The 21,639-nt window shown below is 56.6% G+C and carries 26 protein-coding genes; 23 read left to right on the top strand and 3 right to left on the bottom strand.

Going from position 1 to position 21,639, the window contains the following annotated elements; all coding sequences use genetic code 11:
• Position 1: 1 nt before the first annotated feature.
• Entirely contained in the window at positions 2-1,048 is a 1,047-nt protein-coding gene (locus ACYQ3G_RS05085) for a tetratricopeptide repeat protein (RefSeq protein ID WP_459823122.1), read from the bottom strand.
• A 229-nt stretch (positions 1,049-1,277) separates the two neighbouring features.
• Here ACYQ3G_RS05085 and ACYQ3G_RS05080 point away from each other — a divergent pair, with 229 nt between their 5' ends.
• The 21 genes from ACYQ3G_RS05080 to ACYQ3G_RS04980 all read left to right on the top strand — a co-directional run bounded on the left by ACYQ3G_RS05080 (position 1,278) and on the right by ACYQ3G_RS04980 (position 17,301).
• A complete protein-coding gene (locus tag ACYQ3G_RS05080) occupies positions 1,278-3,239 on the top strand; it encodes a peptidase U32 family protein (protein WP_459823119.1) in 1,962 nt (653 codons plus the stop codon).
• A gap of 435 nt (positions 3,240-3,674) precedes the next feature.
• Entirely contained in the window at positions 3,675-3,962 is a 288-nt protein-coding gene (locus ACYQ3G_RS05075) for a ComEA family DNA-binding protein (RefSeq protein ID WP_459823116.1), read from the top strand.
• Between the two features lie 120 nt (positions 3,963-4,082).
• Positions 4,083-4,607, top strand: coding sequence for a winged helix-turn-helix domain-containing protein (locus ACYQ3G_RS05070; protein WP_028578122.1), 525 nt, complete (start codon positions 4,083-4,085; stop codon positions 4,605-4,607).
• Positions 4,608-4,620: 13 nt separating this feature from the next.
• Positions 4,621-5,004, top strand: a complete 384-nt coding sequence (locus ACYQ3G_RS05065; RefSeq protein ID WP_459823113.1) for a HEPN domain-containing protein — start codon at positions 4,621-4,623, stop codon at positions 5,002-5,004.
• The gene (locus ACYQ3G_RS05060; protein WP_459823110.1) at positions 4,980-5,297 is read left to right on the top strand and encodes a nucleotidyltransferase domain-containing protein; all 318 of its coding nucleotides are present in this window, start codon (positions 4,980-4,982) and stop codon (positions 5,295-5,297) included. The genes ACYQ3G_RS05065 and ACYQ3G_RS05060 overlap by 25 nt, the downstream gene beginning before the upstream one ends.
• 39 nt (positions 5,298-5,336) lie before the next feature.
• Positions 5,337-6,455: a GDP-mannose 4,6-dehydratase gene (gmd, locus tag ACYQ3G_RS05055; protein ID WP_459823107.1), complete on the top strand. Its 1,119-nt coding sequence runs from the start codon at positions 5,337-5,339 to the stop codon at positions 6,453-6,455.
• Positions 6,456-6,468: 13 nt separating this feature from the next.
• Entirely contained in the window at positions 6,469-7,878 is a 1,410-nt protein-coding gene (locus ACYQ3G_RS05050; RefSeq protein WP_459823104.1) for an RNA/DNA-binding domain-containing protein, read from the top strand.
• A gap of 34 nt (positions 7,879-7,912) precedes the next feature.
• On the top strand, positions 7,913-8,929 hold the full coding sequence (locus ACYQ3G_RS05045) for a GDP-L-fucose synthase family protein (RefSeq protein WP_459823101.1): 1,017 nt from the start codon (positions 7,913-7,915) through the stop codon (positions 8,927-8,929).
• On the top strand, positions 8,929-9,327 hold the full coding sequence (gene mntA, locus ACYQ3G_RS05040) for a type VII toxin-antitoxin system MntA family adenylyltransferase antitoxin (RefSeq protein WP_459823098.1): 399 nt from the start codon (positions 8,929-8,931) through the stop codon (positions 9,325-9,327). Before ACYQ3G_RS05045 ends, mntA begins: the two co-directional genes overlap by 1 nt.
• Positions 9,320-9,751, top strand: coding sequence for a type VII toxin-antitoxin system HepT family RNase toxin (gene hepT, locus ACYQ3G_RS05035; protein ID WP_459823095.1), 432 nt, complete (start codon positions 9,320-9,322; stop codon positions 9,749-9,751). Before mntA ends, hepT begins: the two co-directional genes overlap by 8 nt.
• Before the next feature lie 20 nt (positions 9,752-9,771).
• A complete protein-coding gene (locus ACYQ3G_RS05030; protein ID WP_459823092.1) occupies positions 9,772-10,077 on the top strand; it encodes a nucleotidyltransferase domain-containing protein in 306 nt (101 codons plus the stop codon).
• The gene (locus tag ACYQ3G_RS05025; protein ID WP_459823089.1) at positions 10,074-10,553 is read left to right on the top strand and encodes a hypothetical protein; all 480 of its coding nucleotides are present in this window, start codon (positions 10,074-10,076) and stop codon (positions 10,551-10,553) included. The genes ACYQ3G_RS05030 and ACYQ3G_RS05025 overlap by 4 nt, the downstream gene beginning before the upstream one ends.
• A gap of 373 nt (positions 10,554-10,926) precedes the next feature.
• A complete protein-coding gene (locus ACYQ3G_RS05020) occupies positions 10,927-11,238 on the top strand; it encodes a nucleotidyltransferase domain-containing protein (protein WP_459823086.1) in 312 nt (103 codons plus the stop codon).
• Positions 11,239-11,240: 2 nt separating this feature from the next.
• Positions 11,241-11,714 (top strand): hypothetical protein, encoded by a 474-nt coding sequence (locus tag ACYQ3G_RS05015; RefSeq protein ID WP_459823083.1) that lies wholly within the window; start codon positions 11,241-11,243, stop codon positions 11,712-11,714.
• A gap of 171 nt (positions 11,715-11,885) precedes the next feature.
• Complete coding sequence (locus ACYQ3G_RS05010) at positions 11,886-12,185, top strand: nucleotidyltransferase family protein (protein ID WP_459823080.1); 300 nt, start codon at positions 11,886-11,888, stop codon at positions 12,183-12,185.
• The gene (locus ACYQ3G_RS05005) at positions 12,182-12,736 is read left to right on the top strand and encodes a hypothetical protein (protein ID WP_459823077.1); all 555 of its coding nucleotides are present in this window, start codon (positions 12,182-12,184) and stop codon (positions 12,734-12,736) included. Before ACYQ3G_RS05010 ends, ACYQ3G_RS05005 begins: the two co-directional genes overlap by 4 nt.
• Before the next feature lie 260 nt (positions 12,737-12,996).
• Entirely contained in the window at positions 12,997-13,974 is a 978-nt protein-coding gene (locus tag ACYQ3G_RS05000; RefSeq protein ID WP_459823075.1) for a UDP-glucuronic acid decarboxylase family protein, read from the top strand.
• Between the two features lie 56 nt (positions 13,975-14,030).
• The gene (locus tag ACYQ3G_RS04995; RefSeq protein ID WP_459823072.1) at positions 14,031-15,311 is read left to right on the top strand and encodes a lipopolysaccharide biosynthesis protein; all 1,281 of its coding nucleotides are present in this window, start codon (positions 14,031-14,033) and stop codon (positions 15,309-15,311) included.
• 184 nt (positions 15,312-15,495) lie between these two features.
• Complete coding sequence (locus ACYQ3G_RS04990) at positions 15,496-16,002, top strand: hypothetical protein (protein ID WP_459823069.1); 507 nt, start codon at positions 15,496-15,498, stop codon at positions 16,000-16,002.
• Positions 15,999-16,868 carry an alpha-1,2-fucosyltransferase gene (locus ACYQ3G_RS04985; RefSeq protein WP_459823066.1) on the top strand — a complete coding sequence of 290 codons (870 nt, stop codon included), beginning with the start codon at positions 15,999-16,001 and terminating at the stop codon, positions 16,866-16,868. Before ACYQ3G_RS04990 ends, ACYQ3G_RS04985 begins: the two co-directional genes overlap by 4 nt.
• 4 nt (positions 16,869-16,872) lie before the next feature.
• On the top strand, positions 16,873-17,301 hold the full coding sequence (locus tag ACYQ3G_RS04980; protein ID WP_459823063.1) for a glycosyltransferase family 2 protein: 429 nt from the start codon (positions 16,873-16,875) through the stop codon (positions 17,299-17,301).
• 97 nt (positions 17,302-17,398) lie between these two features.
• On the opposite strand, the gene istB is transcribed toward ACYQ3G_RS04980, so the two are convergent.
• Positions 17,399-18,142 carry an IS21-like element helper ATPase IstB gene (gene istB, locus ACYQ3G_RS04975; RefSeq protein WP_459822251.1) on the bottom strand — a complete coding sequence of 248 codons (744 nt, stop codon included), beginning with the start codon at positions 18,140-18,142 and terminating at the stop codon, positions 17,399-17,401.
• The gene (gene istA / locus ACYQ3G_RS04970; RefSeq protein WP_459822249.1) at positions 18,136-19,668 is read right to left on the bottom strand and encodes an IS21 family transposase; all 1,533 of its coding nucleotides are present in this window, start codon (positions 19,666-19,668) and stop codon (positions 18,136-18,138) included. The genes istB and istA overlap by 7 nt, the downstream gene beginning before the upstream one ends.
• A gap of 199 nt (positions 19,669-19,867) precedes the next feature.
• Between istA and ACYQ3G_RS04965 the strand changes: the two genes are divergently transcribed.
• Both ACYQ3G_RS04965 and ACYQ3G_RS04960 read left to right on the top strand, forming a co-directional pair.
• Positions 19,868-20,410: a glycosyltransferase family 2 protein gene (locus ACYQ3G_RS04965; protein WP_459823060.1), complete on the top strand. Its 543-nt coding sequence runs from the start codon at positions 19,868-19,870 to the stop codon at positions 20,408-20,410.
• A complete protein-coding gene (locus tag ACYQ3G_RS04960) occupies positions 20,407-21,612 on the top strand; it encodes a glycosyltransferase family 4 protein (protein ID WP_459823057.1) in 1,206 nt (401 codons plus the stop codon). Before ACYQ3G_RS04965 ends, ACYQ3G_RS04960 begins: the two co-directional genes overlap by 4 nt.
• Positions 21,613-21,639 lie beyond the last annotated feature (27 nt).

Below are 21,639 nucleotides of genomic sequence, written 5' to 3'. Positions count from 1 at the left end.
CTCATTTCCCCTTCTGCGGGTTGAAGACGGCCTTGGGATCCTCGTCCCATGACACCCCTGACAGCAGGCGGAACATCTTGAGGGCCTCGATGTGCTCTGGGGCCAGGGACAGGGCGAGGCGGATGCATTCCAGGGACTTTTCGAGCTGATTGTCGCAGAAATAGGCCTTGGCCATGTTGTAGTGGATGTTCTCGTCCTTGGGGCTCAGCTCGATAGCCTGGAAATAGGCCTGGATGGCCTCCTTGTACTGCTTTTCCTGGCGCAGCCGGATGCCCAGTGTGTTGTAGGGGTTGGGCGCGTTGACGTCGTATTTGACGATCTCGACGAAGATCTTTTTGACCTTGGCGAAATTGTTCAGCTTTGCATACTCTTCGGCCGCCTTCTGCAGATAGAAGCGGTAGCGGTCCGTGTCGTTCTTGCCCAGGTATGCCCTTGCCAGCCCTTCGTAGGCCTTGATGAAGGTCTGGTTGCGGGACAGGGACTGGTTGAAGGCCAGGATGGCCTCGGACCACTTCTTCTCCACCAGCAGCTGGCAGCCCTGGAAAAAATACTTGCTGGCCAGGTCCTCCTGGTGGCTAACGACCATGGTCAGGTCGCCGATGGCGTCCTCGTAGCGGCCCTGGGTGATCATGGTGTCGGCCAGGTCTATGGTTTCCCGTTCGCCGTGCTGGAAATGGTCGAGCTTTTCGGACTGCAGCATGTGGTTCTTGAGGGACGCCAGACTGTAGGGCCGCAGGACCAGGCCCGAGCAGCCGGCAGAGATCATGGACAGCACGAACTCCTCGGTGCGCTCGGAGGCGACGACCAGGATGTGCAGGAACTCCGCCGTGCGGACGTCGCGCAGGGCCGTGACGAATTCGGCCAGGGAGAGGTCTTCGACCTCGGTGTCGACGATGATGATCCGCGAGGGGTTGTATTTGATGAACTCTGCGGCGGCCTTGCCAGACGAGAAGCGGGCGCAGTTGGTGTAGCCCAGCTTGGCGAGGTTGCCCCTGGTCTCCTGGAACAAGGCGTCCTGGCTCGTGGCCACGAAAACGAGATCCGACATGTTCATCCTGGATGGTCCCGGTAAGCGCGTGAGGGAGTGAGTACGTATCAATTTCGTACGATATTCCCGGACAAGGCACAAGGGCGGCCCTTTGGCCTTGACATGACCCCGGCCCGTCGGGCTACCCCGGAACCGTTCGCCTGCCTCCTCATCGACCGTTGTACGCAGCAGCGCCGCCAGCCTCCCGCCGGCGGGCATCAAAGCACGGCCTTTGGCCCTTGGTCTTCACATGGAAATCGAAAAAAAGACTGAAATCCTCGCCCCTGCCGGCGACACCGACAGCTTTCTGGCGGCTGTGGCGGCCGGAGCCGACGCCGTCTACTGCGGCCTCAAGAATTTTTCCGCGCGCATGGAGGCGGAGAACTTCTCCCTGACCGAACTCGCGGCCCTGACCGAACTGGCCCATGCCCGGGGCGTGCGGGTGCACGTGGCCGTGAACAACCTGCTCAAGGCGCCCGAACTGGCCCAGGCCGGGCGCCTCATCGACCGACTGGCGCAGCAGGTGCGGCCCGACGCCCTCATCGTGCAGGACCTTGGCCTGCCGGCCCTGGCCCGCCAGGCGGGCTTCAAGGGCGAACTGCACCTCTCGACCCTGGCCAACGGAGGGACCATCTCCGGCCTGCCGCAGATCCTGGCCCTGGGCGTGAACCGCCTGGTCCTGCCGCGCGAACTGTCCATCGACGAGATCAAGGCCGTGGCCGCCAACTGCCCCGAAGGCCTGAGCCTGGAGGTCTTCGTGCACGGCGCCCTGTGCTACGCCGTCTCGGGCCGCTGCTACTGGTCCAGCTATCTGGGCGGCAAGAGCGGTCTGCGCGGGCGCTGCGTACAGCCCTGCCGGAGACAGTACGTGCAGAAGAACCAGAAGGGCGCGTTCTTCTCCTGCGACGACCTGTCCCTGGACGTGCTGGTGCGGCCCCTGAGCGGCGTGGACAAGGTCGAGTCCTGGAAGATCGAGGGCCGCAAGAAGGGGCCGCACTACGTCTTCTACACGGTCAAGGCCTATCGCATGCTGCGCGATGCGGGGGGCGACCCGGCCCAGCGCAAGGCGGCCCAGGAACTGCTGGAGATGGCCCTGGGCCGGCCGGGCTCGCACTACAACTTTCTCGGCCACCGGCCCTCGAACCCCATCGCCGACCGCGAGCAGACGGCGTCGGGGCACATGGTCGGCAAGGTCCAGGGCGGCATGAAAGCCTTCATCTCGCCGCGTGAGCCCCTCAAGAGCGGCGACCTGCTGCGTATCGGCTACGAGGACCAGGCCGGACACCAGACGGTCAAGGTTCGTCGCGACGTGCCCAAGGGCGGCCGGCTGGACCTGCCCAAGGGGCCGGGAAGACCCGCACCCTCGGGCGCGCCCGTCTTCCTGGTTGACCGGCGCGAGCGCGAGCTGCAGACCATCATCGCGGACCTGCGGCAGGAGCTGGCCACGGACCGGCCGAGCCGGGAGTCCACGTTCGCGCCGACCCTGCCCAAGCGGGCCAAAGTCAAGGGCCGACCCCGCGAAATGGACGTGTGGCGCAAGCTGCCCAGGCGCATCGGCAACCAGAGCGAGCAGGCCGTGTGGCTGACGCCCGGCGTGGAGCGGGACATCTCGCGCAACATCTTCGGCCGCATCTGGTGGTGGCTGCCGCCCGTGGTCTGGCCGGCCGAGGAGAAAGCCTGGACCGAGTGCCTGGACAACATGACCCGCCTCGGCGCCCGGCAGTTCGTGCTGAACGCGCCCTGGCAGCTGGGCCTCTTCGCCAAACCCGAACGCCAGACCTTCTGGGCCGGCCCCATGTGCAACACCGCCAACCCCCTGGCTCTGGCCGAGCTGGCCAGGATGGGCTTCGTCGGGGCCTTCGTCAGCCCGGAGCTGGACCGGGATGGCTTCCTGGAGCTGCCGTCCCTGTCGCCGCTGCCCCTTGGCGTCCTGGTCCGTGGCATCCACCCCCTGTGCGTCTCGCGCATCCGTTCGGAAAACCTGAAGGAGCGCGACCCCTTCCAGAGCCCCAAGGGCGAACAGTTCTGGTCCCGGACCTACGGCAACCTGGTCTGGACCTTCCCCACCTGGGAGCTGGACCTGAGCGAAAAATGGACGGAACTGGAAAAGGCCGGCTACGCCCTGCTGGCCAGGCTGCACGAGCCCGTGCCGGACAAGGTGGTCATCAAGGAACGGCAGGGGCTCTGGAACTGGGACCTGAAGATGCTGTGAAGCCGCCTGAAAAAACCGTTCTGGACAGCGTGCTCCCCGATTTTCGAGGGTTCATGGAGGCGGCGGCACTTCATCCCCGAAAATCCGCCCGAGCCTTGGTAGAACGGGTTTTGAACGGCTCGGAATACGTGCATTTTCGTCATGAGTGCGTCAGCAATAGCTCAATCCGGCTGGAGCCGAAGAGATGCGGGCCTGAGAGATCAGGCCCGCTTTTTTTATATCGATGTAATGTGCAATAAGTAGTCGATGTGCCGCATAAGTGCTCTTGTATTGCCTGAAGAGAGAGGAATATAGTGGAAATTTCGGCAGTACATTTGCGCGATGAGTGCTTCATTGCGTGCTCATTGTGCGTAATTATATGGGAAATAAAATCAATATTGAACAAAGTAAAAATTTGATGCTAGCAGTTTCGGAAATTCACAAGGAGGTTGTTGGATGAAGAAACTGTTCCATGTCATGATCTGTGTGTTGCTCTTCGGTCTCCTGCTCGGCGCGCCGTCCTTTGCCGCCGACCTCATCAACGTCAACACCGCCACGGTGGAGGAACTGACATCCCTCCCCGGCATCGGTCCCGCCACGGCGGCCAAGATCGTGGAGTACCGCGAGGCGCACCCCTTTGCCACGGTCGAGGAGGTCCTCGAGGTCAAAGGCATCGGTCCCGCCAAGTTCGAGTCCATCAAGGATCGCATTTCCGTCGGCGAGCCGCCGGCCAAGAAGGAATAACTCCAGGCGGTTGCGCTCTTCCTCCAGCGCGGTCTCGGTCGTTCGGCCGGGGCCGCGTTTTTTTTGCGTAAAAATTTCCGTCGTCTTGCATATCGTTCAAAATATCTGTACGAAGTCGCCATGCTTTCACAGCTTTTCACCTCCAAGACGCGCATCCAGCTTCTCCTGAAGCTCTTCCTCAACCCCGACGTCTCCTGCTATCTGCGGGAGTTGGCCACGGAATTCGCCGTGTCCCCCAACGCCGTCAAGGAAGAGCTCGATAGCCTGACCGAAGCCGGCTATCTCGAAAAGAGGAAGCAGGGCCGCTCCCTTTTCTTTCGGGCCAATACCAGTCACCCCATTTTTCCGGAACTGCATTCCATCGTCAAAAAGAGCCTGGGCATCGACCGGGTCATCGAGCAAGTCCGGGCGGACCTGGGCGACGTGAACGCGGTGTACATCCTGGATGATTACGCCCTGGGCAAGGACTCGGGACTCATCGACCTGCTCATCGTCGGCGAGGTCAAGGCTGACCGGCTGCGGGAGTACGTCCGCATCACGGAAGAGAAGATAAGGCGCAAGCTGCGGGTGATGGTTGTCGGGGTGGAGGAGTTCGCGGGTTCGAAGCGGACTTTTTTGCAAAGACCGCATTGGAAGGTGGTTTAGGCGAGAGGTGACAATGGGAAACAAGTTTGATTTTTGGCTGATATCTGCTGAGAATGATTGGGATGTCGCCGGTCACCTTTTTGAAAAAGGCGATTATTCCTACGCACTTTTTTTTGGGCATTTGGCTTTGGAAAAGATGCTGAAAGCTTATTTTGTCCTGGTCCATGGCGAGACACCACCGCTGACGCATAGGCTTGTCTTTCTGGCCGAAAAGAGCGGACTTGCACTCTCCCCAGAACAACAGGAATTGCTGGAAACTGTGACCGACTTCAATCTTGAAGCACGCTATCCAGATGAAAAATTTTCTTTCAGAAAAAGATGCACTCGTGAATTTACGCTGCATTATCTGGATTCAATCAGGGAGATGCAAGCATGGATTGCCAAAAAGCTTCCGTGATTCAGGATGTCAGGAAGTATATAGCAGTACTTCGAGAAAATGGGATTTTTGTGGATAAAGCGCTGCTTTTTGGATCTTGGGCCAAAGGAACGGCAAGGGAGGAAAGCGACGTGGATGTGGCTTTAATTTCCTCTTTTTTTACAGGTGACCGGTTTATGGACAGGCGCAAAATTGTTCCGCTTCGCAGAAAGATCAACAATAATATTGAGCCGATTCCTTTCAGCCCGGAAGATTTCGCCGCAGGAGGCATGCTTGTGGAAGAAATCAGAAAGTATGGTGAGGAAATTGTGTAAGAGTTATGTGTATGTTAAGATCAAGACAGGGTGGGATATATGCAGTCAATTGAAGTCACGCGGATGAATACACCCAAGAAAGCCCTCATCACCGGCATCACCGGCCAGGACGGAGCCTATCTGGCCGAATTTCTGCTGGCCAAGGGCTACGAGGTCCACGGCATCAAGCGGCGGGCCTCGCTCTTCAACACGGACCGCATCGATCACCTCTATCAGGATCCGCACGAGAAGAGTCGTCGCTTCTTCCTGCACTACGGGGACCTGACGGACGCGTCCAACCTCATCCGCATCATCCAGCAGGTCCAGCCCGACGAAATCTACAACCTGGCGGCCCAGTCCCACGTACAGGTGTCCTTCGAGACGCCGGAATACACGGCCAATGTCGACGCGTTGGGCGCCCTGCGCATGCTTGAGGCCATCCGCATTCTGGGGTTGGAGAAGAAGACGCGCTTCTATCAGGCCTCGACGTCTGAGCTCTACGGACTGGTGCAGGAAGTCCCCCAGACCGAGAAGACCCCCTTCTACCCGCGCTCGCCCTACGCCTGCGCCAAGCTCTACGCCTACTGGATAGCGGTCAACTATCGCGAGGCCTACGGCATGTACGCCTGCAACGGCATCCTCTTCAATCACGAGTCCCCCATCCGCGGCGAGACTTTCGTCACCCGCAAGATCACCCGCGCCCTGGCCCGCATCCACCTCGGCCTGCAGGACTGCCTGTTCCTGGGCAATTTGAACGCCCTGCGCGACTGGGGCCACGCCAAGGACTATGTGGAGATGCAGTGGCTCATGCTCCAGCAGGACGCCCCGGACGACTACGTCATTGCCACGGGCGAGCAGCACTCGGTGCGCGAATTCGTGCAGGCCGCGGCGAGCGAACTGGGCATGACCATCGAATTTTCCGGCCAAGGAGTGGATGAGAAGGGCGTCAACCCGGCCAACGGCAAGACCGTGGTGGCCGTTGACCCGCGCTATTTCCGTCCCACCGAGGTGGAGACCCTGCTGGGCGACCCGTCCAAGGGCAAGGAGAGGCTTGGATGGAAACCGAGGATCACGTTTCGTGAATTGGTCGGTGAGATGGTCCGGGCTGATCTGGAAGACGCGAAAAAGGAAGAACTGTGCGTGCGGGCGGGGTTTTGCGTCAATACGCCGCAGGAATGAGGCAAACAGATAAATGAACGAAGCTGAGCTCACGGTAATCATTGCCAGAGGCGAGGATAGCCGCCACCAATTCAAGCGAGATTTCAGCAATATCGACTCATTGGCTGCGGAATTGATCGCTTTTGCGAATACGAGTGGTGGAGTGCTGCTGATCGGCGTCGACGATAGCGGGAATGTCTGCGGCTTGGACGCGGCGGATGTGTCCCGGCTCAATCAGTTGTTGTCGAATGCTTCCTCGCAGCATGTTCGTCCGCCCATTAATCCGACAACCAGCAATGTCATGACTAAAAGTGGCCTTGTCGTGGTGATTGATGTGGCTGAGGGATTGAACAAACCCTACGTGGACGCCCAGGGCCGGATTTGGGTCAAAAGCGGAGCGGACAAGCGCCACGTCACCGCACGAGAAGAGATGCAGCGACTGTTTCAATCCTCCGGTCTCGTGTATGCGGACGAGGTTCCGGTACAATCGGCCACTCTCAACGATCTCGATCAGGACGCCTTGGGTAAATACTTTGGCAGGCGCTATCAGCGATCTTTCGAGAGTACCGGACTGGCCCTGCCGCAATTGCTCGCAAACCTTAATTTGGCGCGTGATGGCGTTCCCAACCTGGCGGCTTTGATGTTGTTCGGCAAGTCGCCGCATGTGTATAAGCCATCTTTCATTGTCAAATCCGTCGCTTTTCCTGGCACGGTGCTGTATGACAATCGCTACTTGGACAGCGAGGACATAGATGGTGATCTGTTCGAGCAGTATCGACGCGCCATGGCCTTTCTCAAACGCAACCTGCGGCATGTACAGGGCGATCAAGGTTTCAACAGCCCTGGATTGCTGGAGATACCTGAGGACGTTTTTGAAGAGTTGCTCGTTAACGCCCTGGTGCATCGTGACTATTTCCTGAACGCCCCTATTCGGCTGCTGGTTTTTTCCGATCGGGTCGAGATCATCAGCCCCGGGCATCTGCCCAACCATTTGGATACCGAAAAGATACGCTACGGCATTTCAAATCTTCGAAATCCCGCCCTGGCCTCCCACGCGTTTCACATATTGCCCTATCGTGGACTTGGGAGCGGCATTCCGCGAGCCTTGGCGAATTGGCCCGAAATTGAGCTGGTCGATGATCGTGCAGGCAATCAATTCAAAGCGGTCGTCCGTCGACGGGTTAAAGACAATGCACAGCCAGAGTCGCAGCCAGAGTCACAGCCAGAGTCACAGCCAGAGTCGTTGGAAAACGCTGTACTGCGTATTCTGGCGGAAGGGCCCGCAGGAAAGGCCGAGATTTCAGCTCGGCTTGGGCAGAAGCGAGTTTCAGGGCAGCTCAACAAGGTCGTGCGCGTCTTGCTTGATGCCGGAATGATAGAACATACCATTCCGGAGAAGCCTACGAGTCGCTTGCAAAAATATCGTATTAGATCAATAGGGTAGGGCGAGATGGATGGTGCATGGTGATGACACGCAGATGAAAACAACAGACAAAATTCTCGTGGCAGGAGCGGCCGGCATGGTTGGCAGCGCCCTTGTGCGCGCTCTTCTGGCCCAAGGGTTCGAGAACATTGTCGGCACCATCCACCGCAAGGCGCCGGATTTCGGCCCCGAGGCCGCAGGCCGCGTTCGCCTGGAACCCCTGGATCTCATGGACCAGGGCGCGGTGCGCTCTTTCTTCGAACGCCGGCGGCCCGAGTACGTCTTCCTGGCCGCGGCCAAGGTCGGCGGCATCCACGCCAACAACACCTACCCGGCGGATTTCATCCACGCCAACCTGGCCATCCAGACCAACGTCATCCACAGCGCCTATGCGTCCGGCGTGCAGCGCCTCCTTTTTCTGGGCTCAAGTTGCATCTATCCCCGCGAATGTCCGCAGCCCATCCGCGAATCCTATCTGCTGACCGGCCCCCTGGAGGCCACGAACCGCCCCTACGCCCTGGCCAAGATCGCGGGCATCGAGATGTGCTGGGCGTACAACCGCCAGTACGGCACACGATATCTCGCGGTCATGCCGACCAATCTCTACGGCCCGGGCGACAACTACGACCTGCAGACCAGCCACGTCCTGCCCGCCCTGATCCGCAAGGCGCACGAGGCCAAGGAGCGGGGCGACAGGAGCTTTACCGTTTGGGGCACGGGCACCCCGCGCCGCGAATTCCTCTACAGCGACGATCTGGCCGGCGCCTGTGTGTATCTGATGGGCGAGGCCGGGAAGACCGAAGCGCTGTTCAACAACCACGAACCGCCCTTGGTCAACATCGGCTGCGGCCAGGACGTGACTATCGCCGAACTGGCGCGGATGGTGGCGGAAGTTGTAGGGTTTGAAGGGGAGATTGTCTTTGATGCCGGGAAGCCCGACGGGACGCCGCAGAAGCTTCTCGATGTTTCGAGGATGCGGGGAATGGGTTGGCGGCCGAGTGTTGCGCTTACGGAAGGGATCGGGTTGGCGTGTGGGGATTATGTTGGGAAGTGGCTGCCGGAGTGCTCCTGATGGAAACAGAGAGCATGGTCCGTGCTATCAGGCAAACCCTGGCCGATCCGGATATTAGGCTGGCCATTTTGTTCGGCTCCCAGGCGTCAGGAAAAACCCATGCCGGTTCGGATGCCGACGTGGCTGTGGCGCTGGACGGCAAGATGTCGCCAGGTCGCCGTGGAGAATTGAGTGCACGGTTGTCTGAAGCGCTGGGGTGCGAGGTAGATGTCGCCGATCTGCGCGAAGCCCAGGGCGAGTTTTTGGCGCAGATCGTCCTTGGCGGCGAGGTTGCGGTAAAGCGGGACGCTTCCCTCCTGGCCGAACTCGCCATTCGGGCGCTGGGATACCGGGCAGACTTGCGGCCAATGGTGCTTCGGGCGCTCAAGGACAAGGTGAGGGGAAGCCTGCATGGATGAAATGCTCGTTTTGCGGAAAATGGAGTCTCTTGGCAGATGCGTGGACAGAATCCGCTCCAAGCGAGGTTTCACGCACGAAGAACTGCTTCGCAACTATGATCTGCAGGATATCTTGAGCGTGAATCTCCAACGCGCGGTGCAACTGAGTGTGGACATCGCCTTGCACATGCTCTCCGATCTCGCCGGAACGCTCCCAGACACGATGGGGGCGGCCTTCATCGCGCTACGAGATCACGGAGTCATTTCAGAGCGCACGGCCAACGCCCTTCGCAGCAGCGTCGGCCTGCGCAATATCGCCGTGCATGATTATGTTGCCGTGAATTGGCAGATTGTTCAGGATGTTGTTGACGGACATGTGGAAGTTTTTGTGGATTTCATGCGTGAAGTTGAGGGCTGGCTCGGTAGCCGCGGTGTGAAGAAGTGACCCTGGCGCGAGGAGGGGGCATGCGTATCACGGAAACAGAGCGTCGAGTGTTGCGCGACGAGGCACAAAAAGCTTTCGGGGCAGACTCCAAGGTTTTTCTTTTCGGTTCACGTGTGGATGATGCTCTGCGGGGTGGAGACATCGATCTGTTGGTGGAGACTGGAAAGATGGGGCATGCCGCCATTTTCGAAGCTCAACTCCGTTTTTTGGCCAGGGTTAAGTTGACTCTTGGAGAACGAAAAATCGATGTGCTCGTGGACTACCCGGATCGCAAGGATCGTCCGAACATTTTGCGTCTCGCACGGAGTCAGGGGGTACAATTGTGATTTCGACAAACAGCGATGTCGATGCATTGCGGTTTTCTGATGCGTGGCAGGAATGTTGTACTCATCTGGTCCACGCCAGGTATGCCCTCAAATCAATGGACGCGTTTTTGCCGCTTGATGGGCAAAAATTATCGAGCCTTGATTTAGAGTCCATTCAAGACATCGATCAGCTTGTGTATCGATATTCCAAGCTGCAAGACAGCATGGGTAGCAAGCTTTTTCCAGCGCTTCTCAAAGTTCTTATGGAACCGTTGGAAGAGAGCCCCATGTTGGACAAGCTCAATAAGCTGGAGAAACTCGGGGTTCTCCCCAGCGTTCAGCGTTGGCAGGAAATCCGGGAAATTCGCAACAAATTTGCACATGACTATCCCGAAGGAGACGAGATGAAGGCCGCGGTATTGAATGCTGCATGTTCCAGCATCGAAGAACTGGCCGAAGTCTTGGATCGTGTGGGCAAGGCAGGTGGAGCGCTCTAGGCGAAAAACTTTATTCGAATGATGCGAGCAAGGAATGCGTCCGGAAGAGGCTACGGTTGGTGCGTTTAGCCAAGCTTAAAATGTTTCTCAGTGAAAAAATGGACGGGATTGGTATTTAAAATGGAAGAATCGTCAAAGGAAGACTTGGCCCCATGCCTCTGACCAGATGCGTGGGCAGAATCCGCTCCAAGCGAGGGTTCACGCACGAAGAACAGAGACAATGAGGAACTGCTTGCTCACATTGGACGGGTTGGGAAGACTGTTTTCCGCAGACAAAGGTAGTGAGAGGGGATCGGTTTTGAAAATGAATGAATCGTCAACGGATGACGTGCCCCCATGTCTCCATGTCTTCTTCGCATAGGACAGGTGACGCGTGCGACTCGGTGGCCGTGAACGGCACATCATCCGGAACGCGGCGGAGGAAGTTTTTGGATCCGAGGCCAGGGTTCTGCTTTTCGGCAGCCGGGTGGATGACGCGCGGCGCGGAGGGGACATCGACCTGCTGATCCTCCTGGACGACAGCTCGGACAATGCGGACATGATGACGCTTGGAGAAAAGCGAGTGCGATATCTGGTCATGCTTGAAAAAGCGATTGGAGAGCAAAAAATCGATCTGATCACGGCCTTGCCGGGAGATGATCGCGCCATCGTCGCAATAGCCGTGGCCACGGGGGTGGAGTTGTGAGCATGGAAACAGAGCGGATGAAGTTCGGGCGAGCCCTTGAAGTCTGCCTGGGGCACGCGGACGCCCTGCAGGATGCTCTGAACGATCTGGGGGACAAGCATTTCTCCGCAGCGGACCTGCTCGCACTTTCGAGCCATGAACGGCGGCTGCTGGACCAATTTGCCTACAGGTTCACGCGGTTGCAGGACGATATGGGCGGACGTCTTTTCCCGGCTCTGCTGGGGGCGCTTGGCGAGGAGGTCGCCGCAATGTCCGTGATCGACCGGCTGAATCGGCTGGAGCAGCTCGGATGGATTCCGTTGGCGGACGAGTGGCTGGAGTTGCGCCGCATCCGCAACGAATTCGCTCACGATTACCCGGAAAATCCCGAATTGCACCTCGTGCGACTACGCAAGGCCATGGCGGCGGGCCGGAGGCTGATGGAAATCCTGGAATCCATCGCAAAGGGCCGGAAGAATGTCTGGCATGACGGATGACAGGACCCCCGAATCCTTTTCCTGCCAGCCTTGCTCACCGATGCAGAGGGTGCCTCATATCGCTGGAAAACTCTGGCTGAAAATGTTCTCTACCAAGAGTATGCATGAATGAAAGCGGAAGAATCGATAAAGGAAGATTTGATAACCATGTCCTGATCGGTGGGAGGCTCAATGCGGCTGAGTCTGGAACAGAAGGATGCCTTGGTAAGGATAGTCAGGAAGCATCTTGGCCAAAAGTCGGATGTATATCTTTTCGGTTCGCGTCTCGACGATGCGGCCAAAGGCGGGGACGTTGACATCCTGGTCGAGGTCGAACGACCGGTATCGAAAATTGCGCATGTACGCCTTATGCTGGATTTGGAGGAGGCCCTCGGACTGCCTGTGGATGCGGCGTTCCGCGTCAAGGGGGAGGATTTCTCGGCGTTTCAGAAGATGATTGTTTCCAATGCGAAACGGTTGGAGGTGGCATGAACGGGTCCTTGAGGGCGGGGGAAGAATATCTGGCCGAACTCGTCGAGGCGATTCAGCGCTGCACGTACTTTCTTGACGGATCCATTTCTCGGTTGAAGTGGCCGCTCACCCCGGAGTTCCTGGAAAGTCGAAAGATGGATGTCGATGTGTTTGAGACGGTGGCTGCCATAAATGAACGCTTCGCCAAGCTTCAGGACACTCTTGGCACCGCCATGCGATGCGCGGCTGTTTTGTCGGGCGAGCAGGCAGTGACTTTTTTGCGCGTTTTGACTTTCTATGAGAAAATCGGAGTGCTTGAATCGGTGCGGCAATGGCAGGAGTGTCGAACTGCACGTAACCTAGCTGCACATGACTACGACATTAACTACGCGGCCATTGCCGATCATTTCAACACGCTGCATGCCATGACCCCTTTTTTGTATGGCTCGGCGTGGCGCTTTGCGGATTACTGTCAGAATATATTAGGTGTTTTCCCGAAGTCCAAGGATTTTGAGCCCGGATTTACCCAAGTGGCGAGACCGTTCGGCGCGCAAAGCATTTTTCGCAGATAGGGGTAGCGGGTAGCTAGTGGAAAGGGCGATGGGTTGCATAATCATGAGATTTAATTGAGAAAAATTGTGTATAAATATAAGTATCGTCAAAGGAAGATTTGACTCAATGTCTTCCAAGTTGACCCCATGTCTTCGCTGAAAACGGAAAAATCGACAAAGAAAGACTTGGGCCCATGCTTACATGGGTGATGTCTTGTTTTGCTCTTAAAGTGATGCAAGATTTTGTGTGAGTCAAGTTTCTCCGCTATGGGAAAAAAAACATGAAGATCAGTAATAGGAAGCGTGTTCTCGTCACGGGAGGCGCAGGTTTCCTGGGTTCACATTTGTGCGAAAAATTGCTAAAAGATGGATGCGATGTGCTGTGTGTGGATAATTTTTACAGCGGAACTAAAGATAATATCGCACATTTTGTGGGAAATCCGCATTTTAAAATGATGCGGCACGATGTCACCTTTCCCTTGTATGTAGAGGTGGACGAAATTTATAATTTGGCCTGCCCCGCCTCGCCAATCCACTATCAGTTTGATCCCGTCCAAACGACCAAAACATCGGTCCATGGTGCCATCAACATGTTGGGGCTGGCCAAGCGGACCAAAGCCAAAATATTGCAGGCTTCTACAAGCGAAGTGTATGGCGATCCGAAAGTCCATCCTCAGACCGAGGCCTACTGGGGCCATGTTAACCCCATTGGACTGCGCTCTTGTTACGACGAGGGAAAACGATGCGCGGAAACGCTTTTCTTTGACTACCACCGCCAACATGGTCTTGACATTCGAGTGGCCCGAATCTTCAATACCTATGGACCGCGCATGCACCCTAACGATGGAAGGGTCGTTAGCAACTTCATCGTGCAGGCACTCAGCAACGAAGACATTACTTTGTATGGTGATGGTGAGCAGACTCGCAGTTTTTGCTTTGTGGACGATCAGATCGAAGGGTTTCTGCGGTTTATGGCCCTTCCGACTGGTGACAACGGCCAACCCGGCTTCCCTGGCCCCGTCAATCTTGGCAATCCATGCGAGTTCACCATTCGTCAGTTGGCAGAACTCGTCATTGAATTGACTGGGTCGAAATCAAAACTTGTGTTCCATCCTTTGCCTGTCGATGACCCCAAGCAGCGGCAGCCCGACATATCACTGGCCAAAAGATTATTGAACTGGGAGCCTAATATCTCGCTGGAGACTGGTCTAAAGAGGACCATTGGTTACTTTGAGTCAGTACTTCTGTCTGGGTCATGAAACGGCGAGCGTCCCTGACATCGTTTCTCGAGCAGGCGCTAGGACCGCTCTCATCGTTGACGGCACGCAATGCTGCGTCCAGTTTTATTGCGCTGGCGTGGTTGAGCCTGCTGTCAATGCTGACCATTCCAGTCTACATCCGACTGCTTGGCGTGTCGGAGTGGGGATTGGTGGCTGCTTGTGCAAGCCTGCAGATCTTGTCGAATTTCATCGACGCCGGCTTCAGCCAGATCGTTCCCCGATGGGCCGCACAAGAAGCCCATCATCCAGTACGCCTTCGACAGTACGTGGCCCAGTTCCTTCGTATGTACATCAGCCTAGGTCTACTGCTGTTCATGGTGTTACAGATCTCTGCCGGTTACCTATCGCACCATTGGTTTCAAGTGCCCATCCATCGGGCTGATGACCTAGAGTTGGCAATTCGCATCGTCAGCTTTCAGTTATTGTTCCAGTTTCTTAACAACCTGCACATTGGCCTATGGAATGGTCTGCAGCGCCAAGTACTGGCCAACGTTAGGGCGTGTGGTTTCGGAACGCTCAAACACGCCGTAGCGCTGATGGCCCTGACGATGGGCCCCGCTCAGGCCTGGCTGTATACCTTGGCATTCGCAGCTATCGCCTTTCTGGAGGTTTGCTCCAACGCAATTACGGTGCGCCATATGCTTGGCAAAGGCTCCTCCGACGCGACTGATGACACGGTCGCGTTGGGCCCCTTATTGAAGGATGTATCCGTACTGTCTAGCGGTATTCTTATTGGCCTATTTGTCAGTCAACTCGATCGGGTCATCCTTAGTCGAACAGTCGACGTCGAGTCTTTCGGTATCTACACCGTCGTCGCCACCTTGGCTTTGGCGTTCTTAAGTTTGCAAGCACCGGTGATTCGCGCCTACTTTCCAATCATCGTCCATGACATTCAGTCCCAAGGCCGCGTTTCGAATATCCACATGAAGCGGATGCTGGCTGGTACCGTCTTCTTCTCAACCTTGCCAGCCTTGCTCGCATGCGCTTTTGCCCCGCAGATTCTATCCATCTGGCTGCACGACCCTAAAATTGTTAGCGTCGGCGCCGGTCCACTTCGGGTTCTGCTGTTGGCAATCGCCCTGAACAGTTTATATAACTGTATTTACAACATCATAATCGCAATCGGGCAGTCGAAACGAGTGCTCCAATTCAATTTGATCGTACTCTTGGTGGCGACACTAATAGTGATATTCCAAAAAATTGCCACGGGAATTTTACTTGGTGGAGTAATCTGGTTAGCCAATACATCAACTCAACTTTTGCTAGGCTTAGCTTGGCTGATTGGTCAGCATAGGCTAAACAGTAAATATTCATAAAATTATGTTTCTTCCTGAATACATCAAGTTTATCAATTTGATATGCAAGGTTATAGATGTTGGTCCATGCTCTATCCCTCGTCTCCGAGAAGACGAATTTCTTGAGTACAGATACCGTGACTTAGAAGCCGCGATTAGTCTGCGTGTTCGCGTCCTAACAAACCCGGAATTCGGTCAATGTAAATTGACTTACTACGATGGCGGTCGTTTTCTGTTTCAGGACAATGAATTCAACTATGTCATCGTATCTCACATTGTCGAGCACACGCCTGCTCCAAAAAGTTTCAGAGTCGAGGTTTTTAGGGTCGCGGGTGACCGGGGTTATCTGGAGTTCCCCCTTCCTCCGTATGAATATCTTTTTGATCTGGACGTGCACCGGATCTATGTTTGGTTTGATGACGCCATCCGAGAGTTCCGGTATATAAAAAAACAGCACGCAATAGTAGATGAATTTGCCAGCATCACCAGAGAGCTTCGACGAGAACTAGAACTCGGAGGGGACGATCTTGTGCGCAATAACCTGCCGTACTTCATACAAGGTTTCGAGTTCTCCGGACCCTTCGAGGTTTACGAAGTTCCATCGTCGAAGGCTTATCAATGCAGCTGGGATAACCCAGGCAACGGCTTTTCCCGTCAAATCGTGCGCAAGGTGGAGAAGTTGTTTCCGCCAAAAAGAGAGTCCCTGCCATGATCGCCTTTCAGACACAGGGTGGTCTCGGCAACCAACTGTTCCAGTACGCCACTGCCCGTCGGCTGGCCTTGCAACACGGCTGTCCACTGGTCGCAGATCTGCACTGGTTCAAGTACCATCGCGCCGAGGAGACGCCCCGGCCGCTGGAACTCAACCATTATCAGGTGATCATGCGCTGTGCCACCCGGCGTGAGCAAATGCTGTGGGCTCCCATGCGTTTTCGTTGGGCGAGATTTCTCCAGCCCTTGCTACCATTGCATGTTGTGCGCGAGCACGGATTTGGTGTTAACCCGGAGGTGCTTTCGGCCCCTCCAAACAGCTACTTGGTCGGCTTCTGGCAGAGCGAGGCGTACTTTGCTGACATCCGCGACCAGTTACTGACGGAACTCAGCCCGGTCGTTCCGCCGGGCTCGGAAGACCTTCGCGTGATTGAGCGCATGCGGCATGGCGATGCGGTGTCGGTGCACGTACGGCGGGGCGACTACGTGAGCTTGGCGTCAGCATCTGCTTATCACGGTCTATGCTCGCTCGACTATTACCATAAGGCAATTCAATATATCGTCAGGCGCGTGGCGAATCCCATTTTATTTGTTTTTTCGGACGATCCTGCATGGACCAAGGCCAACTTGCATTCGTCGCTTCCGACCTGCTACGTCGATCACAACTCGGCGGGTAATGCCTTTCAGGACTTGCATTTAATGTCCTTGTGCCGTCACCACATTCTGGCTAACAGCAGCTTTAGTTGGTGGGGAGCATGGTTGTCGCGCTCTACAGGTGGCTTGGTGATTGCGCCCGAGCGGTGGTACGCAGTGGATCGTCCAACGCCCGATCTCATCCCCTCGCGATGGATTCGGATGGCAGGATGAAACCATGATTACGGAACACCATGCCGATCTCACTGTTGTCATTCCCACATTCAACCGAAGCCAGGAACTCATCCGGTCGCTCGACAGCCTAGTGGCGCAGTCGAATCCCAATTTCGAGGTCATCGTATGTGACGATGGCTCAACAGAGGACATCGCATCGGCGATCAATGGCTTCAACACCCGGCTTTGTCTTCGGTTGCTGCGTATCGACAACTCGGGCGGCCCTGCTCGGCCGCGCAACTTCGCCACAAAATCTGCGACTACTCGATGGATCAGTTTCCTGGATTCGGACGATTGGTGGTTCCCCTCTCGCATCGCACGCCTCAGAGCGGCCCTCAGTGACGATTCTGATATCGTTTATCACCCGTTGGTTGTGGAGCGCGCCGATCATGACACCATGGCCAGACCTGCCTGCGCATTCCGGAGAAACTGAACACTGATTCCATGCCAAACTGAACACGCGTTCCGGCTGAAACTGACCAGGAAATCGAAGCGAAGCGACGCTGGTTTTGGAACGCTATGGGAACTGGTCAGTTGGGGTCAATGATGGATTTCATCTTCCGCATGGATTCTCCTTTGAGGTTGAGCTGGTAGGCGTTGTGGACGAGACGGTCGAGAATGGCGTCGGCCATTGTCGCGTCAGCGAGGTAGTCGTGCCAGGCCGCGACGGGCAGTTGGCTGGTGACGATGGTCGAATGCCTTCCGTGACGGTCTTCGAGCAGTTCAAGCAGTTCCCTGCATGCGGCTGGGGTCATCGGAGCCAGCCCCCAGTCGTCGAGCACGAGCAGAGGGGTTTTGGCAAAGGACCGCATGAGCTTTCCGTACCGGCCGTCGGCTTTGGCGATCAGCAGATCCTCCATGAGCCGAGGCAAGCGCATGTACAGGGCGTCGAAGCCTTCCAGACAGGCCTTGTGAGCCAGGGCGCAGGCCAGAAAGCTCTTCCCTACGCCGGTCGGTCCAGTGATGAGCACGTTGTGTCCCTTGCCGATCCAGGAGCAGGAGCCCAGGCCCATAACCAAGGGTTTGTCGAGACCCCTTGGAGTGTGGAGGTCGATGTCCTCGAAGCAGGCCGCGTGCCTGAGCTTTGCCCTCTTCAGTCTGGTCGTAAGACGGCGGTTCATGCGGTGCATCTTTTCGCGGTCGATGAGAAGCGCCAAGCGCTCTTCAAAGGACAGTTCTTCGATGCCCTGCATGGCCCGCTGTTCCTCCAGAGCCCTGGCCATGCCGCCAAGGCCGAGGGCATTGAGAGTCTGCGTGGTTGGGTGACTCAGCATGAGGCCTCCTTGCGATAGTATTCCGGGCCGCGCACGTTGTCGTGGTGTATGGAGGTCTGATCAGCGTTGCGGATCGGCAACGGCAGACGGTCCAGTCCGGTCTTGAGGATGGACTTGAGGCTTTTCTGAGAAAGGGCGCCCAGATGCAGCGCCCGTTCGCAGGCCGCGTCCAGGCGTTCGGGACCGTGCTCCTTGGCCAGCCCAATGACGCCCAGGCAGGATCTGTAGCCCTGCACAGGATGTTTGCGCGAGTCTATGATGGCCTCGGCCAGCGCAAAGACATTGGGGCCGAGCTTCCGTGCCCATTCCATGATGCGCTCCGGGGTCCAGCCCGCGTATTCTTGGTGGCTCTTGGGCATGTGTTCCATCACGGTCGTATGCCGTCCTTTCTGCATGGACCTAGGATGCACGGACACGCGCTGGCCCTTGTGGAAGCATTCCACGCTGGTGGCCGTGATCCGAACGTCGACACGTTTTTTGATGAGGCTGCACGGCACGGAGTAATAATGCCCGTCCACTTCGACATGGTAGTCGATGTTGACCGTGGCCTGCTTCCACTCGGCAAAGACGTAAGGGGCGCACGGCAGCGGGAGGAGTGCTGGCTTGTCGAGGGTTTCGAAAGCCTCCCTTCGGCTGCCCGGCAGCTTTTTGAACGGTCGGGAGTTGAGGTCGGCTACCAGGGCGGCGATGGCAAGGTTGGCTTCGTGCAGGGACAGAAAGATCCGGTTGCGCAGTCTGGCCAGAATCCAACGCTCCACAATCTGCACGCCGACCTCAACCTTGGCCTTGTCCTTGGGCTTGCGCACCCTGGCCGGGATGACGGCCGAGCCGTAGTGTGCAGCCATGTCGTCGTAGGTCGGATTGATGTCGGGCTCGTAGCGGCAGGCTTTGTTGACGCCCGACCGCAGATTGTCGGGGACAAGCAGATGCGGGGCGCCGCCGAAAAAGGTGAAGGCGCGGACATGGGAGCCGATCCAGTCCGGCAGGCCCTGCGTCCACGTGGCCTCGGCAAAGGTGTAGTTGCTGGCACCAAGCACGGTCACAAAGATCTGGGCCTCGCGAACCTTGCCGCTGAACGGGTCCTGGATGGGAAGGGTCTGGCCGGCGTAGTCAATGAAAGCCTTTTCCCCGGCCAGATGGATTTGGCGCATGGATGGCTTGAGTTTGCTGACGAAGGCGCGGTAGCGGTCGCAGAAGCAACTGTATTGCAAGCCGTCGGGTTGCTCTGCCTTGTACTCCTCCCAGAGCAGAAGCAGGGTCACAGAGCGTCGTTTGCGCTCTATGTGGACGTCGGCCCAGTTCGGCTCCGGCCGCTTCACAGTGCTCGGCGGCAGGGGCGGAAAGAGCAGGCTCTCAATATCCGAGTCGGACAAGCCGGGCGGCAAAGGCCAACCTATATTGGCCGCCCGAGATCGACGCAGATACTCGATTGCGGTGTTGTGTGAAATGCTGAGGCTCTGACCGATCTGTCGCACGGTCAGCCCTGATTGAAAGTGAAGTCGTAAGACGTCTTTGATCTTGCGCATGGATAACCTCGAATTGGCCATGGGCACCTCCTGAAAAGGAGTATGCCCGAGTTATCCAGCGCCGCACCCGCTGAGGAAATTTTTCCCGTGGGATCGAACACGACCCGGTGTTCAGTTTGTTCCGGAATCGGTGTTCAGTTTCCCATGGATTCCGTGTTCAGTTTGCCGCGGAATCGGTGTTCAGTTTGCTCCGGAATCCATGTTCAGCTTGGATCGGAATACGCAACCTGCCCACGGTTCGCAGATCGGGGGCGCGTTGCGTATGGCAGATGCCCTGTGCCATATGGTGCGAATTGGTAATCCATTTCCAACCTCTGGAACGACGGTGAGACGTGAAGCCATGATTGCCATTGGTGGTTTTGACGAAAGTCGGGACCTTGCGTCTGTTGAGGATTTCGACGCTTGGTTTCGCCTAGTCGCCAAGGGGGCCCGTGTGCGATACATACCAGAGGTTCTGGGTGCCTATTGGGTAGGCTCTGACCAGATCAGCACGTTTAACGCACGGCAGTTTGAACGGCAGCGTCATCTTTTTTATCGCCAACTTGAACTGCTCCCCCCGTCTTATCGGGCACTTGCCAAGAGTAACTTCGGGTACTTGCTGGGCAGTTACGCACTGGATCTGGGACTGCCGGGTGCGCGCACCTATTTCAGCGATGTCCGCCTGAGTGAGGAACCCCTGCGCTGGCTGAAAGCGCAGATCAAGCTCTGGCGAGCGTCGCGGTCCAAAGAGGGCTCGCAATGAGCCATAGACCCAAAGTCCTGCTCTGTTGCGAGCACTACCCCCCCAGTGTAGGCGGCGTGCAGGAAGTGATGCGCCAGATTGCTGAGCGATTGGCCGCAGATGGCGTGGACGTTACTGTGGCCTCCAGTCCGCACCCTGACCGCGCGCAAGACACCTTGCGCAATGGCGTGCGGGTGGTGTCCTTCCCAATCAAAGGCAACCGAGCAAAGGGTATTGCGGGGCCGGTCGAGGAATACCGTTCCTTTCTGCTGCAAGGGAACTTCGATGCCCTGCTGATCAAGGCGGCCCAGCAGTGGACATTCGATGCCGCCATTGAGGTTCTGCCTAGGCTGAGTTGCCGAAAGCTGTTCATCCCATGCGGCTTCTCAGGGCTGCACGATCCGTTTTACGCGGACTACTACCGCATCATGCCGGACTGGCTTCGGTGCTTCGACGGACTGATCTTTTACGCAACCGATTACCAAGACATCGCCTTTGCTCGCCATCATAAGGTTTCCCATTTACACCTTGTCCCTAACGGCGTGGATGAAAGAGAATTCATAGATCCTAGCGACCAAGGAATACGTCACAAGCTGGGGATCAATATTGGTGACGATCTTTTGCTTTCTGTGGGAAGTCGACTAGCGGCTAAAGGTCATTGGGAGGTCATACGTGCATTCAGACATGCGCGACTTATTCGACCTGCAACGTTGGTAATTAATGCCAACTCTCCTGGGAGTCGATTTGTTGAATTGTTCAAGCGTCAGGTTAAGCATCTTTCAACTGGCCGATGGCCATTGGTATGGTTGGCATGGCTACAAGGACTCCAAACGTCGAGCAAAAGGGTAGTGATCGTCGACTTGCCGCGTTCCGATGTGGTAAATCTTTACAAATCTGCAAACCTTTTCGTTCTTGCATCGCATGTTGAGTATTCTCCTTTAGTGCTTTTTGAGGCGTGTGCGGCGGGAACCCCATTTTTAGCCTCTTCGGTTGGTAACAGCAACGAAATTGCCCTCTGGACGGGCGGCGGTAGGGTGATACCTCGACACAAAGAGACTTCAGCCGTATTATCTATTCCAGTCTTGGGGAATGAAATGGGAGACATGCTCTCAAATCCCGAGAAAATTCGCGCAATGGGTCAAACCGCAAGAACGTTAATCTGGAGTAAAGGCTTCACTTGGGATCAGATTGTTCCGGAATACCGGCGCCTGATGCTGGGCTAAGTTATGCCTTTGTCCAACCGCTTGGAT

It is taken from the genome of Desulfomicrobium salsuginis, from assembly GCF_054657795.1.
This window is presented reverse-complemented; position numbering and strand designations above follow the sequence as displayed.